The organism is Corynebacterium sp. LaCa_205 (assembly GCF_057458085.1).
The window spans coordinates 1973341-1986354 of sequence record NZ_CP190931.1; the positions used below are offsets into that span (position 1 = coordinate 1973341).

Annotated in this window: 12 protein-coding genes and 1 tRNA gene; 4 read left to right on the forward strand and 9 right to left on the reverse strand. The window is 60.0% G+C overall.

Annotated elements, in window-relative coordinates; translation table 11 throughout:
• Position 1: 1 nt before the first annotated feature.
• Positions 2-1276: a L,D-transpeptidase gene (locus tag ACP8J1_RS09550; protein WP_023020885.1), complete on the reverse strand. Its 1275-nt coding sequence runs from the start codon at positions 1274-1276 to the stop codon at positions 2-4.
• Positions 1277-1443: 167 nt separating this feature from the next.
• Between ACP8J1_RS09550 and ACP8J1_RS09555 the strand changes: the two genes are divergently transcribed.
• Positions 1444-1516, forward strand: a tRNA-Lys gene (locus ACP8J1_RS09555).
• Between the two features lie 116 nt (positions 1517-1632).
• On the opposite strand, the gene ACP8J1_RS09560 is transcribed toward ACP8J1_RS09555, so the two are convergent.
• From ACP8J1_RS09560 to ACP8J1_RS09585, 6 genes are all read right to left on the reverse strand, one after another.
• Complete coding sequence (locus ACP8J1_RS09560; RefSeq protein WP_005323424.1) at positions 1633-2811, reverse strand: IS256-like element IS1249 family transposase; 1179 nt, start codon at positions 2809-2811, stop codon at positions 1633-1635.
• Positions 2812-3086: 275 nt separating this feature from the next.
• Complete coding sequence (locus ACP8J1_RS09565) at positions 3087-3848, reverse strand: ABC transporter ATP-binding protein (RefSeq protein WP_023020884.1); 762 nt, start codon at positions 3846-3848, stop codon at positions 3087-3089.
• Complete coding sequence (locus ACP8J1_RS09570) at positions 3839-4894, reverse strand: FecCD family ABC transporter permease (protein ID WP_023027896.1); 1056 nt, start codon at positions 4892-4894, stop codon at positions 3839-3841. Before ACP8J1_RS09570 ends, ACP8J1_RS09565 begins: the two co-directional genes overlap by 10 nt.
• A complete protein-coding gene (locus tag ACP8J1_RS09575; RefSeq protein WP_023020882.1) occupies positions 4894-6057 on the reverse strand; it encodes an ABC transporter substrate-binding protein in 1164 nt (387 codons plus the stop codon). The genes ACP8J1_RS09570 and ACP8J1_RS09575 overlap by 1 nt, the downstream gene beginning before the upstream one ends.
• Positions 6058-6147: 90 nt before the next feature.
• On the reverse strand, positions 6148-7425 hold the full coding sequence (locus tag ACP8J1_RS09580; RefSeq protein ID WP_023020881.1) for a glutaminase: 1278 nt from the start codon (positions 7423-7425) through the stop codon (positions 6148-6150).
• 58 nt (positions 7426-7483) lie between these two features.
• Entirely contained in the window at positions 7484-7762 is a 279-nt protein-coding gene (locus ACP8J1_RS09585; protein WP_023020880.1) for a DUF3618 domain-containing protein, read from the reverse strand.
• Positions 7763-7858: 96 nt separating this feature from the next.
• On the opposite strand from ACP8J1_RS09585, the gene bcp reads away from it, so the two are divergent.
• Both bcp and ACP8J1_RS09595 read left to right on the forward strand, forming a co-directional pair.
• Positions 7859-8326, forward strand: coding sequence for a thioredoxin-dependent thiol peroxidase (gene bcp / locus ACP8J1_RS09590; protein ID WP_005327287.1), 468 nt, complete (start codon positions 7859-7861; stop codon positions 8324-8326).
• Positions 8327-8584: 258 nt separating this feature from the next.
• On the forward strand, positions 8585-9571 hold the full coding sequence (locus ACP8J1_RS09595; protein ID WP_023020878.1) for an HNH endonuclease signature motif containing protein: 987 nt from the start codon (positions 8585-8587) through the stop codon (positions 9569-9571).
• A 21-nt stretch (positions 9572-9592) separates the two neighbouring features.
• On the opposite strand, the gene bioD is transcribed toward ACP8J1_RS09595, so the two are convergent.
• The gene (bioD, locus tag ACP8J1_RS09600; RefSeq protein ID WP_023020877.1) at positions 9593-10252 is read right to left on the reverse strand and encodes a dethiobiotin synthase; all 660 of its coding nucleotides are present in this window, start codon (positions 10250-10252) and stop codon (positions 9593-9595) included.
• Positions 10249-11520, reverse strand: a complete 1272-nt coding sequence (locus tag ACP8J1_RS09605) for an adenosylmethionine--8-amino-7-oxononanoate transaminase (protein ID WP_023020876.1) — start codon at positions 11518-11520, stop codon at positions 10249-10251. The genes bioD and ACP8J1_RS09605 overlap by 4 nt, the downstream gene beginning before the upstream one ends.
• Before the next feature lie 43 nt (positions 11521-11563).
• Between ACP8J1_RS09605 and ACP8J1_RS09610 the strand changes: the two genes are divergently transcribed.
• The gene (locus ACP8J1_RS09610) at positions 11564-12994 is read left to right on the forward strand and encodes a peptide MFS transporter (RefSeq protein WP_034655505.1); all 1431 of its coding nucleotides are present in this window, start codon (positions 11564-11566) and stop codon (positions 12992-12994) included.
• Positions 12995-13014: the final 20 nt, after the last annotated feature.

The following is a 13014-nucleotide window of genomic DNA, read 5'->3' on the forward strand; positions in this document are numbered from 1 at the left end:
GCTACTGATTAGCGTCCGTGTTACCTTTAGACCACTCGTCCCAGGACATATTCCAGTCACCGAGACCGTCCAACGCATTAAGCGTCTCGCCGTAGGTGTTGAATACCCGCACCACGTCGCCACGCTTCATCGTCTCCTGGAACCACTGCGCAGCCTCCGGCGTCACGTTGACGCAACCGTGGGACGTATTGGTATTGCCCTGCGCCCACACGGACCACGGAGCGGAGTGGACATAGATGCCGGAATAAGACATTTGCGTAGCCCAGTCCACGGTCGTGCGGTAGCCGCCCGCGTCATGGGCTAGGCCAAAGGTCTCCGAGTCCATGACTAGCTGCGGGTGCTCATCGCCGATAACGTAGCGGCCATTGGGCGTATCGTACTGATAATCGCGGCCAAGCGAGACCGGGATGGCACGCAAGAACTTCTTATTCTTAAAGACCTTCATCGTCTTGGTGGCGTTATCAATAATGGCCACCGTGCGGTCACCGATGGTGAAATTCGTCTTGGCGTTTTCACCGCCATAGATTCCCCCACCTAGGTCCTTGCCATACTGGTCCACCTTTACTTCAACCTTAGTGCCCGGCTCCCAGTAATCCTTCGGACGCCAGCGCACCTCCTGGTTATTGACCCAGTGGAAAGCGCCTTCCACCTTGGGGTTAGTGCTCACAGTAATGGTCTTTTCAGCCGCCTTCCGGTCCGTAATTGGCACACCGAAATTCACCCCAATAACCTGACCGACGCCGACTTCAGAATCCGGAATAGGGGAAAGCGAGACTTCGGCAACACCCGCTGCTTGCGGGGTGGAAAAACTGAGGCTCTTCTTGTTGCCATCTACATCGGAGGCCACGATGGAATAAGTGTGGTTATAGCCCAAGTCCTCCGCAGTAGACCACGTCTTGGCGTCTTTAGAGAGCTTTTCTTTAACTTCCACGCCCATTTCATTGGTCATGGTGACGCTCTTGAGCTTGCCCGTGGTCTCCACGGTGACTGGCTTGGACGGATCTACATCCGTCGCCCCGGCCTTTACGGAGGCTACAAGGCCGTCTTTCTTTTTGTCGGACTCTTTGCCGCCGTCCTTGTCTCCATCCGCATGTGCGGCGGCGGTGGATTCTTGGTCGGCAGCCTGATTCTCGGCTGAGGAATCAGAGGAGCAGGAGGCGGCGGCTAGGGAAATGCACGCAACGCCCACGGCCGCTACGAGACGGCGCGCGATAGGGAGGGAATTTTTCACTGAGTTGCCCTTAGACACGTAATTGCTGCTTTCAAAGACCAACATAGATTAGCGTCTCCCTCCGCCAATTACCAGAAGCCACTTCAGGCATTAACCAATTTGTTATACACCCTTCAAAAACCGCTTTGAACAGGCGATTTTACACTTTTAAAGAATGGCTGCTAGAGTATCTACTCGTTGCACAGAGAGCCACACGGCAGGAAGTCAACAATGCGCCATTAGCTCAATTGGCAGAGCAACTGACTCTTAATCAGTGGGTTCGGGGTTCGATTCCCTGATGGCGCACAATACGAATCTCGAGGCGTTGTTTTTAGAACGGCACCTCGAGATTTTTCTTTTTATGAGCCAGTCCTTGTGGGTTAAGGGTCAAAATGTGTGTCTGGCTCGGCGTGTCGCGGGGGTTAGATTTGGCCTTTTTGAATGCCGATTGAGTGGGTGTAGTCGGTGTCGATAGCGTTGTCGTAGAGGGCTGGGCGTCCTGTTTCGTGGTCGGCTTGGTTCTCGGTTTGGGTCAGGGTGGATACTTTGGCGAGTTGGCCCTGGCCCCAGTCGGACTGCCTGGCGATTCGTACTGGATCGTCAGGCAGTTCCGTTTTTAAGTAGAGCCACCAATCCAGCATGCGGCGTTGTCGTTCGCCTGATCTGCCGCGGTGGGTTCTGGCGAGCAGTTTGAGCTGGGCGTTGATGCCGCCTTCTAAGCTGTTGGTGGTGGATTTGATCCGCTCGGGCGCAAGGACTCCTGCTGGCGGGTTGAGGTAGACAAACAGCATCTCGGACCGCCAAAGATGGTTGAGGCTGTTGTAGGCCTTGCGCACGTTGTGGTGGGTCCACACGCGGGTCCATGCACCTGTTTTGGGGTCTTTGATCATGGTTTTCTCGTTCATCCATTCCCGGTAGATCGTTGAAAACTCGTGCAGTTGCACACCCCACGCGGCGGCTTCATCCAGTGTGGTGATCCGGGTCAGTTTCAGCGCAAGTCGGTAGATGGTGCGCCCGGCATCGGTGCGTGGGTTGGTGGTGGTGTAGCGGCGGACCACACGTTGGGCGTGGACGAGGCAGCGTTGAATTTTCGTAGTCGGCCAGCACTTTTTGATTGCGCTGTATGCGCCTTGGCCGCCGTCGATGACGGCGATGAGTGGGGCTTCGATGCGTTCAAGCAGCAGTTGGTAGTCGCGGGTGGTTTCGTGTTTGCACCAGTGCCAGGCGATCACGTGGTCGATGGTCGCCGCGACGATCAGGCAGCCACCGGCGGTGTAGGTGCCATCGAGAAATACCTGGTCGTAGATCCGCTTGTGGTGGCCGGCGGTGGGGTCAGGCACATCAACGAGCCAGCACCACTTGAAGCGCCGCTTCATGGTGGCGCGGCTAACACCGTTTCGTTTGGCTAGGTCGTCGAGTGATATTGCGGTGGTGCAATGCTCGATGAACTGGGTGAACACTGCCGCGTTGGTGATGTCGTTTCGACGTTTGACGCTGGAGGCGCCGCATTGTTTGCAGCGCCATCTGGTGGTGCCTTTGCTGGTGGTGCCGTTGCGTTTCATTTCACCGCCGCAGTGGCAGCGTGGTTGGTTCTTCGACATTGCGACACCACACCACGCCGCGCATAGCACATCACGGCTGCCACACCGAGGATTTCCCGTCGGGGGCTAGATATATGCTTCCGGAGCATATACTTTCCGGAAACCTACAGGTCAATCCGTGAAAATCCGCGATTCCGGACACACTTTTTGACCCTTAACCCGTCCTTGTCACCGCGCCGCACATGACTTATGTGCTCACGGCGCCAAGAAACCAGATGCCTGATGGCTCACCACTAAAACTAATAAAATAGGCCGGGCGATTACCCGGCCTTGTGCTATCTCACCCGCAACGGGGCAATGAGTGGAGCGCCGCCATGCTGGACGACGTCCGCCTCTACCCCATACACGCCTTCCACGAGCTCCCCCGTGAGAACGTCCGCAGGGCTACCTTGAGCACGAATATGACCCTTTTTAAGCACCACCAGCTGGTCACACATGCGCGCGGCCAGGTTGATGTCATGGATGGCCACAAGTCCCAGGCTGCCATCGCGCTGCGCTTTGGCACGGACCTCATCCAAGACAAAGATCTGGTGATGGAGGTCGAGGGCGGACGTGGGTTCGTCGAGAAGCATGAGGCCTGGATTGCCCACCAGCATCTGTGCCACCGCCACAAGCTGACGCTGGCCACCAGAGAGCTCATTGAGGTAGCGCGAAGCAATCGCGTCCAGCCCCAAGGAGTGCAGCACCTCACCCGTGCGTGTAATCGGGTCTTCGCAGGCCTCCCGGCGCGCGGAAATCAGCACGGCTTCAAAGGCCCGCAGCGCGGCCGTGCTCGTAAGGTCCTGTGGCACGTAGCCGATAAGCTGGCGGCGTCGCTTGCCGCGCGGGGCCGTGCCATCGACGCGGAAATCCACCTCGCCGTCACAGCCGCGGTGCACGCCGGCTAGGGACTTGATAAGCGTGGTCTTGCCGGAGGCATTCGGCCCCAAAAGGCCAACTAGCTGCCCGCCGTGGAGCTTTTCCACATCCACGGACTCCAGCACGCGATGCTTGCCATAGGCCGCACTTAGGCCGGAAATTGTCAGTTCTACGTCCACAGTGCCCTCCTTCGGGTCATGACGATAGCAATGAAGAATGGCACGCCCAGAAGCGAAGTAACGATACCAATAGGAATAGCCAAGCCTGGTTTAATCATCAGGCTCACCGCATGCGCGGCACACATCACGGCCGCGCCCGCCGCCATGGAGGCCGGCAAGAAGTAGCGCTGGTCCTCGCCCACCAGCATGCGGGCGATGTGCGGGCCCACCAAGCCAATGAAGCCGATGATGCCTGCGAAGGCCACGGTGGTCGCCGCAACGAGCGAAACCACGATGAGCACTACAACGCGCAGACGGGAGGTATTGATTCCCATGGCGGTAGCGCGGGCGTCGCCAAGCCGCAAGGCAGTAAGGCGCCAGCCCAGCGCCCATAGGATGGGCAGGGCGATAATCAGCACGGCGGCCAGTACGCCGTTGGCCGCCCAATTGGCGCGGGTAAGTGAGCCCATGGACCAAAAGACGATCTGTTGCAGCGCTTCGGCCGAGGACTGGTACTGGATGAGCGCCAGCATGGCTTGGAAGAAGAACACCAAGCCGATGCCCAACAGCACCATGGTCTCCGCCTTCGCGCCGCGGATAACGGCCGCGATAACAATAATGGCCGTAGCCACCGCGGCAGCAAGCCACGCCATCAGCGCCAGGTTGAACTGCGGCTGCGCAATCAGCTGCCACTTGAGCACGATGGAGGTGGCGCCGCCAAACGCGGCGGCCGCAGAAATGCCGAGGGTAAAAGGCTCAGCCAGCGGGTTATTGAGGATGGTCTGCATCTCCGCGCCAGCCAAAGACAGGGCCGTGCCGATGAGCACGGCCATCACGGCCATGGGCAGGCGCAGCTGCCACAGCACCGTGCGCGTCTGGTCATCCAGCCCCGCGGGATTCACGATGCCCTTCATGACCTCGGCCGGGCTGATATCAATCGCGCCCACAAAGTTGCTGATAATAAAGGCCACGGCCGCAATCAGCGTCAGGCCCGCAACGATGCCGATGCGTTGCCAGGTTAACTTCTTATGTTGCCGCGCGAGGGCGGCTACCTCTGCGCCCTGCATTAGTTGGTGCTAAAGAAGGTTCCCTCGCCGGAGACCGGCGAGTACTTTTCTTGCGCATCCATCCACTGCTTGGCGACGTCCATATCGGCATACGCCTCCGGGTCGATCCACTCCGCCACCTGCAGCAGTGCCAGGTAGTTAAACGGCGAATCATAGAACTGGTGCCACATGCTGTGCAGGTGGTGCTCCTTAACCGCACGCAGCTTATCGAAGCCAGCCTGCTTCTCCGGCAGCTTCGCGATGCTGCCCTTGGCTTCCTTTTCATCAATGCCGTAGCCCACTGCAGCGTATCCGACAGGGTGGCCTTCATCGTCCTTCATCTCGGACCAATCGCCACCGGTGGCGATGATCATATCCGGGTCAGATTCCAGGACCTTTTCCGGGGTGATTGTGCCGGACTCGCCCGGAATGACTTTATCGCCGATATTCTCGCCGCCGGCCGCGTTGACCAGCTGGGAGATATTGGAATCGTTCCACGAACCGCAGCAATCGGAGACACCTGCTGCTCTCCAAACGAAGGTCTTTGGTTTATCTTTTACCTTCTCTGCGCGGTCTTCAACCAGATCCACCGTCTCTTGCCAGTCCGCGTTGAATTCCTCAGCGCGCTCCTCTTGGCCGAAGATCTCGCCGAAGATGTCCATAGTCTTAGGCGTATTCTCCAGCGGGTCGCGGCGGAAGTCGGTGACCGCATACTTCAAACCAGCCTGGTCCATCTTGTCGGTCAGGCCAGCTTCGCGGGAGGCATCGTATTGATCCAGCGAGAGCACAATGAGGTCCGGGTCTAGGCTCACGAGTTTTTCTACGGTGACATCGCCCTTGGCAAAGCCGCCGATCTCTGGAACCTCGTTTACGGACGGCAGTTCTTTTTCCAGCGCCGCGTAGTAATCCGGCACGTTCTGCTTGAGATCCGTACCGATGCCAACGACCTTGTCCAGTGGATTATCGGGGTCGAGTACACCGGTGGCAAAAATCGATCGGCCCTCCCCCAAAATCACGCGATCGGGAGCGTTATCCAGTTCCACGTCACGGCCGGTGATATCGGTGAAGGAGAACTCGGCATCGCCACTGGAGCCGCCAGTTACTTCCTCAGCTGCGCCACAGCCGACGAGTGCGGTTGCCGATGCCGCCACAACCGCCATCACCTTGAAGGGGGTATGAGCCATTTTTAGTCCTTGGTTGTTGGATGCCCTCGCAGCAGCCGCGATGGGCCTTACATAGGACATCCTAACCTGACTAAGTAAGGTAACCCAAACCTAAACGGGTTCGCCGTTGATCGTGTAGTCTTCCGGCTCTCCCTTGGGCACCTCAGTTCCGTCCGCCATGGTGCGGTTTTCCAACTCTCCATCCGGATCCACAATCGCAATATCGAAGCCGGACTCGCGAATTCGGCGCAGCCCCTCTTTCAGCATGCGCCGGCCCATGCGGTTCGTACCGGTGATATGCGATAGCTCGAGCACCACCGTGCCTTCGCCAAAATCCGACTCCATCAGCTCGTACAAGATGGTCTCGGCCGCGTTGAAGTTAATCAGGCCCTGCAGATAGATGACGGTCAGCTCGGCATCCTGCTCCACCTTGCGCACTGGGTTCACGCCATAGCGCTCATCCGTAGACATTAGGTGCAGGCCCATATCCTTCGACAACAACTTAAACGCATCCACCCCGCGCACCGAGTTGCCCTCCTTGTTCAGCCGCGGCGAGAACGTCGCCACACCCAGCTGGCCAGGCAGAGTACCCAAGAGGCCACCTGAAACACCCGACTTCGCCGGGATTCCCACCTCGGCCATCCACCGGCCGGCGCCGTCGTACATGCCGGCCGAGCTCATCACCGACAGCGTCAATCGGCACACGTCCGCATCCAAAATCTTGTCTCCCGTTACCGGCTGCACCCCACCATTGGCCAAGGTTGCCGACATCACTGCCAAGTCCCGCACCGTCACCACAATCGAGCACTGCTCGATATACGTCGAGACCGCATCGTGCGCTTCGTCCTGGATGATGTCGTAATTGCGCAGCATGTGCGCTAGCGAAAGGTTGCGTTCGCTGACATCGAGCTCGGAGGAGCGCATGGCGTCGTCGATAAGCAAGTCGCGGCCTGCCAACCGGGAGAAATAGGTGCGCAGTCGCTCCACGCGCGCGGCCGGCTCCGAATCCACGCCATTAATCAACTGCGTGACCGCAATCGCGCCCGCATTGATCATGGGGTTGACCGGCCGGTGGTCATCACGGTTGAGCGAAAGCTCATTGAAAGCCTCCCCCGAAGGCTCCATGCCCACTATCTCGCGCACCGCGGAAAGGCCGAGCTCCTGCAGCGCCAGTGCGTAAACAAACGGTTTAGACAGGGATTGCAGGGTAAATTCCACCTCATCATCGCCCGCGGAATATACGTGGCCGGTGGTGGTGCACATCGCGGCGCCGAGGTACTCGGGCTGCGCCTTAGCCAACTCCGGAATATAATCCGCCACGGTGCCGTCGCGATTATCGCGCACCTTATTGAGGATTTCCTGCAAATAAAAAGGGATTGGTGTCTTCATCCCAACCCAGCCTACGAAAAAAGTCCCCGCGGTGTGCGGGGACTTCCTTAATTAGTAATTAGTGGCGCTCGGACAGCAGGCGCTGCAGCTCCTTCAAGTCGCTCTTGCGGCGGCGAGAACGGAAGATCGAGAAAGCAATTAGTCCAACCACAGCGGCGCCGACGCCGCCAAGGGCCATCTGCACGTTGCGGTCCTGCAGCTTATCGGTAGCCGCGGTCTTGGCCTCGTTGGCAAAGTTCTGCGGCTTGCTGCGCTGCGCAAGCTCGTCCAGGGTGCCGGCCAGCTGGCGGCGAGTGCGCTCGATATCGCGTTGAATGTCTTCAATATTGCGTGCCACGAAGTTCTCCTCTTAACTTAGGTTCGCTCTTAACGGGATCATTCTACCCCGCCGGTGCAAAAGCGTGCAGCCCAGCCGGTAAGTATGGTGGGAACCATGACTGAAAACCGATTGAACGTTGGAGATACCGCCCCTGCCTTTGCGCTCGCCGACGACGCCGGAAACACCGTTTCCCTCGCCGATTACGCAGGCCAACGCGTACTCGTCTATTTCTACCCCCGCGCCAATACCCCGGGCTGCACCAAGGAGGCCTGCGATTTCCGTGATTCCTTGGAGCAGCTCAATGATCTCAATATTGCCGTCGTAGGCATCTCGCCCGATAAGCCAGAGGCGCTGGCAAAATTCCGCGCGGACCATGAGCTGAACTTCCCGCTCCTGTCGGATCCGGATAAGTCCGTTATGACCGCCTACGGTGCCTTTGGCGAGAAGAAGAATTACGGCAAGGTCGTCCAGGGCGTCATCCGCTCCACCTTCTTGGTCGAGCCGGACGGCACCATCGGCCAGACGCACTACAATGTCAAGGCCACCGGCCACGTCGCCCGCGTGATGAAGGGCCTAAGCTAGCGCGGCGTCGTCCAGCGCAGTGACGAACGCATTGACCGGGCCGGTCTCCTTATCCACAGCCTGGCCGTACGGTGCAATTGCGCAACTGCGCGCGATCCGGGGGCCTTTCTAGCACGGTGGTAGCGATCTAAAGCGCGCTCGTTTCGCGCCTTTGTGCCACTTCCGCCCACCGCAGGCAGTTGACACTTAAACAAGCTATCCACAGCTGCGGCCGTCTACGACTCGGTTCTACTGCCGGTCCTGTTTAGAGTTGCGGCCATGAGCGCACTGAAGGCTTATGCCTCCCACATAGCCTCGGCGATGGATATCCTCGCCGAGGCCCGCGGCCTGTCTGAGCGCGCCCTCATCGAGCTGGGTCTACCAGATGTAGAAGCTCGCAACCTCCGCGCGCTTGCCGCAGTTTATTACGGCCCAACCCGCTTCAGCCGGAAGCAACGCCACGCCACCACGGCCGCTCGCCACCATGACCTCATAACGCTCAAGCTGATTGAAAAATATGTCTCCCGCGTGCGCACACAGCGCGATGCGTGGAACTTGCGGGTAGAGCTGTGCCGCCTGCGAGGCCCCGCCTCTGAAATCGCCCGCCGCGCCAAGCAACGCCTGCGCGACCTCCGCCCGCGCCGCACGCCGCCCCGCGAAGGGGTCCAGCTCCTTCGCCGCCCGAATGGCCCCTGGACCATGCGGATTACCGCCCCCTCGGCCTTCCTCGCGGAGTTTGACGCCGCGCTCGACCCCGCGCGCCCACTCGATTCCCTGCGCGATCTCCTTCGCGGCACGGGTGCGCCTTCGGCGCGCACCACAACCAACGTCATCATCCCGCTCAACGCGCTGGACCGCATCTTGGACGGCGACGGTGAAGAAGTCACCCTGCGGCTGACTAATGGCGCCACGATTACCGGCGCCGAGTTGGTCGAGCGCACCTTCACCGAGCACGGACTAGCCACCCTTATCCATCCCGTTAAAGGCCCCGTCAACCTGTATCGCACCTCGCGCTACGCCACCGAGAAACAGCGGCAGATGGCCGCGGCCGAAAACCCTACCTGCCCGTGGCCGCCGTGCAACCACCCTGCGGACAAGGCCCAGATCCATCACCTGAAGGCTTGGAAGCACGGAGGACTGACCAATATGGACAACCTCACGGTGTGCTGCCCGTATCACAACGGGGTCAACCAAGATGATCCGAATGCCCCGCCGCTGCGTGGGCGCCTTGCCCGAGTCAATGGCAAGGTTCGTTGGGTCCGCTAGCGCTGCCTCTGCGAGGTAGCGCTACTCGGCGTGCTCGACAAAGTCCGCGTAGACTTCCGCGGCTACCCGCGCGAATTCGGCCGGTGCCATGCGCGCCATGCCCTCCGGCAGGCTGCCCCACAACGTACAGCCTGTCACCTCCGGCATCTCCTCCAGGTTCAGGCGCGTAGCCAAGTCCGGATCGGCCGGCAGCGAGCCACCAACTAGCCCGAGCACCTCAATTCCACGGCGTTGTGCCTCGCGCACGGTCAGCTCGGCCGCGTTGAGGCTTCCTAGGTTAAGGGAGGTGACGATGAGGAGCTTATCGGCGACGTCGGCAAGCGTATAGGCGTCCGTTAAACGCACGAGGAGCCCGCCGGCGCCTTCCACGAGCACCACACGGCCGGGTGCGTCAAGGGAGGCAATCCACTCTTTAAGTTCCTGCAGGCTGGGTTGGCCCATGCCGGCCCGGCGCGCAGAAAGATTCGGCGCCAGTGGCTCCGGAAAGCGCACCATCTCTGCTACCTCCACCCCCGCCAGCTTGCCGACGGTCGCCGCATCCCCCTTCCCCTCCGGCTCTCCCGTCTGCAGCGGTTTGGCGTAGATGACCTCGCGGCCGCGTTGCTTGAACGCGCTGGCGAGCGCGGCCGTGGCCACAGTCTTACCGACGTCAGTATTCGTCCCCGTCACGTAAATTATCACTGTCGTCCTCCTGCCACCGCAGCGCGCACGCCGCGGCACATTTGCGCTATTTCATCTGCGGTGCTGATAAACGGCGGCATGATATAAATCAACCGGCCGAACGGACGTAACCACACACCTTGGGCTACGGCTGCGGCCGTCGCTGCGGACATATTTACATCGCATTCCATTTCCACCACACCTATGGCGCCAAGTACGCGCACGTCGGCTACCCCAGGTTCCTCGGACAGGCCCTCAAACCCTCGTTGCAGCTGCTTTTCGATGCCGGCTACCTGCTCGCGCCAATTGCCCTCCAAAATGAGCGCAGTTGCCTCGGCCGAAACGGCACAAGCGAGTGGATTAGCCATAAATGTTGGTCCGTGCATCAGCGCGCGCGGACTCATCCCCTCGGCCACCTTCGCGGTGGCGAGCGTGGCAGCCATGGTCATAAAACCGCCGGTCATCGCCTTGCCAACGCACATGATATCTGGCACAACGCCAGCGGCTTGGGTGGCAAAGAGTTCACCTGTGCGGCCGAACCCGGTGGCGATTTCGTCCGCGATGAGCACGATACCGTGGCGGTCACAGATTTCTCGGGCCCCGCGGACCAGCTCGTGGTCGTGAAAGCGCATGCCACCCGCGCCTTGGACTACAGGTTCAATAATTAGCCCCGCAACTTCTTCCGTGATGCACGCTTCCAGCTCGCGCAGATAGTTCGCGCGCTCGGCCGGGCTAGCCCCGCGAGTAGGCGGCGCCGGGGCAAAAATCTGCTGCGCTAAGGTACCGGTCCACATCGAGTGCATGCCGCCTTCGGGATCGCACACGCTCATCGCCGCGAAGGTATCGCCATGATACCCCGACCTCCACGTCAACATCTTGGAGCGCTCTGGGTGCCCTGCGCCACGGGCATACTGCAGTGCCATTTTGATGGCTACTTCTACCGATACAGATCCGGAATCGGAATAAAAGACCTGCTCAAAATTACCACGCGTTAATTCCATGAGGTTACGAGTAAGCCGCGTAGCCGGTTCGTGGGTGAGTCCGCCGAACATGACGTGGCTCACCCTCTCGATTTGTTCGTTCGCTGCCGCCTTGAGCCGCGGGTGGCCGTGGCCGTGGGCGGCGGCCCACCAGGAAGACATGGCGTCGATAAGCGTGGTGCCATCTGCGAGTGTTAAATAAACGCCGGCGGCCGAGTCCACCACAAGCGTGGGCTCGCCTGGCTCGGCGTAGGGATGCCAAATGTGGCGTGCGTCGAGAGCGGCAATGTCCTCCGCTGAAATATCCATGATTTTAGGTTTATCACAGACTTTCGGCCGTTATAGTGCTTTTATGACAATTATTAAACATCGTTCAATTCGGCGTTTACCGGTGGCTTTGCCGGCTATCGCCGGAATTGAAATGTGGGAGCGCTTTAGCTTCTACGGCATGCAGGCCATCCTCGCCTACTACCTCTATTCCACCTCCGGCGGACTCGGCATGGACCAGGCGCAGGCCACGGCGCTCGTCGGTGCCTACGGCAGTCTGCTCTACCTGTGCACGTTCGTGGGCGGGTGGGTCAGCGACCGGCTCCTAGGTGCCGAACGCACGTTGCTTGCCGGCGCGAGTCTGCTCATGTGCGGGCACCTTTCGCTGTCCTTCGTGCCTGGTATGGCGGGCCTCGTGGCCGGACTGTTGCCGCTTGCGCTGGGTTCAGGGCTGCTTAAAACGGCGGCAATTACCATTCTGGGCGCGGCTTTTCCTCCCACAGCCGGCGCACGGGATGGGGCTTTTCAAATCTTTTACCTGGGGATAAATATTGGCGCTTTACTCGGACCGATGCTCACGGGCTGGCTGGCACAAAAGCACGGCTACCATGCCGGTTTCCTCGCAGCCGCAGGCCTCATGTGCTGCGGGTGTGTCTTCTACGGGTTATTGCGCCAGCGGGTAGTCACGGAGTTCGACACCCGGCCTCCCAACCCTACTGCCGCGCCAGGCAAGGCCGCGGCGGTAGCTGTGGTGGCTGTAGTGGGCAGCGTCGCGGTCGCGGTGACGGTTCCACCAGACAAGCTGGCTATGCTTTTGCTCTTTGCGACGTTCGCGGCCGCTCTCACCCTCTTCGCCAGCATGCTGCGATCCCCGCGGGTCAGCGTGCCGGAGCGGAAGCAGGTTCTGGCGTATATCCCGCTCTTTTTCTGCTCGACGGCCTACTGGACTCTCCAGCCGCAGATTTACGGGGTGCTAGCCGTGTACTCGGATCAACGTGTAGACCGCATGGTCGGCGGGTTTGAGATTCCGGCGGCATGGACGCAATCACTCAATCCACTGTTCATCCTGGTTTTGTCCCTACCGCTGGCGGCGAGCATGTCTCGGTGGGCATGCTCGCGGCGTGTGCTGATGGCCGTAGGCATCATGGTGGCAGGTTCCGGAATGTTTGTGCTGTTGCCGTTCGTCGGGGGCGGAGAAAATTCAACGCCATTTGTGGTGTTGGCCATGACCATCTTGTTGATGTCGCTCGGCGAGCTATTCATCGGGCCGGTGGGCATGGCGGCATCGGCCGCGCACGCGCCGCGAGCGTACGCGACGCGCTTTTCCGCGCTGTATTTTCTCACCATGGCCATTGGAACCTCGCTAGCGGGAACGCTGTCGACGCTGTATGACCCTTCCTCGGCGGGTGCGGAGCGGACCTACCTACTTGTTGTCGGAATTGTCCCCGTCGCGCTGGGGCTCATGCTCTTGGTCGGAAGAAAGGACGTCGTGAACGAGGCTTCGGGCAGCGTTTAAGGCATCGACTTGTGAGGCAG

Coding starts and splice junctions, on each gene's coding strand:
- ACP8J1_RS09550 (WP_023020885.1), bottom strand. CDS start 1,276: ATGTTGGTCTTTGAAAGCAGCAATTACGTGTCTAAGGGCAACTCAGTG.
- ACP8J1_RS09560 (WP_005323424.1), bottom strand. CDS start 2,811: ATGTCGAAGAACCAACCACGCTGCCACTGCGGCGGTGAAATGAAACGC.
- ACP8J1_RS09570 (WP_023027896.1), bottom strand. CDS start 4,894: ATGCAGGGCGCAGAGGTAGCCGCCCTCGCGCGGCAACATAAGAAGTTA.
- ACP8J1_RS09575 (WP_023020882.1), bottom strand. CDS start 6,057: ATGGCTCATACCCCCTTCAAGGTGATGGCGGTTGTGGCGGCATCGGCA.
- ACP8J1_RS09580 (WP_023020881.1), bottom strand. CDS start 7,425: ATGAAGACACCAATCCCTTTTTATTTGCAGGAAATCCTCAATAAGGTG.
- bcp (WP_005327287.1), top strand. CDS start 7,859: ATGACTGAAAACCGATTGAACGTTGGAGATACCGCCCCTGCCTTTGCG.
- ACP8J1_RS09595 (WP_023020878.1), top strand. CDS start 8,585: ATGAGCGCACTGAAGGCTTATGCCTCCCACATAGCCTCGGCGATGGAT.
- ACP8J1_RS09605 (WP_023020876.1), bottom strand. CDS start 11,520: ATGGATATTTCAGCGGAGGACATTGCCGCTCTCGACGCACGCCACATT.
- ACP8J1_RS09610 (WP_034655505.1), top strand. CDS start 11,564: ATGACAATTATTAAACATCGTTCAATTCGGCGTTTACCGGTGGCTTTG.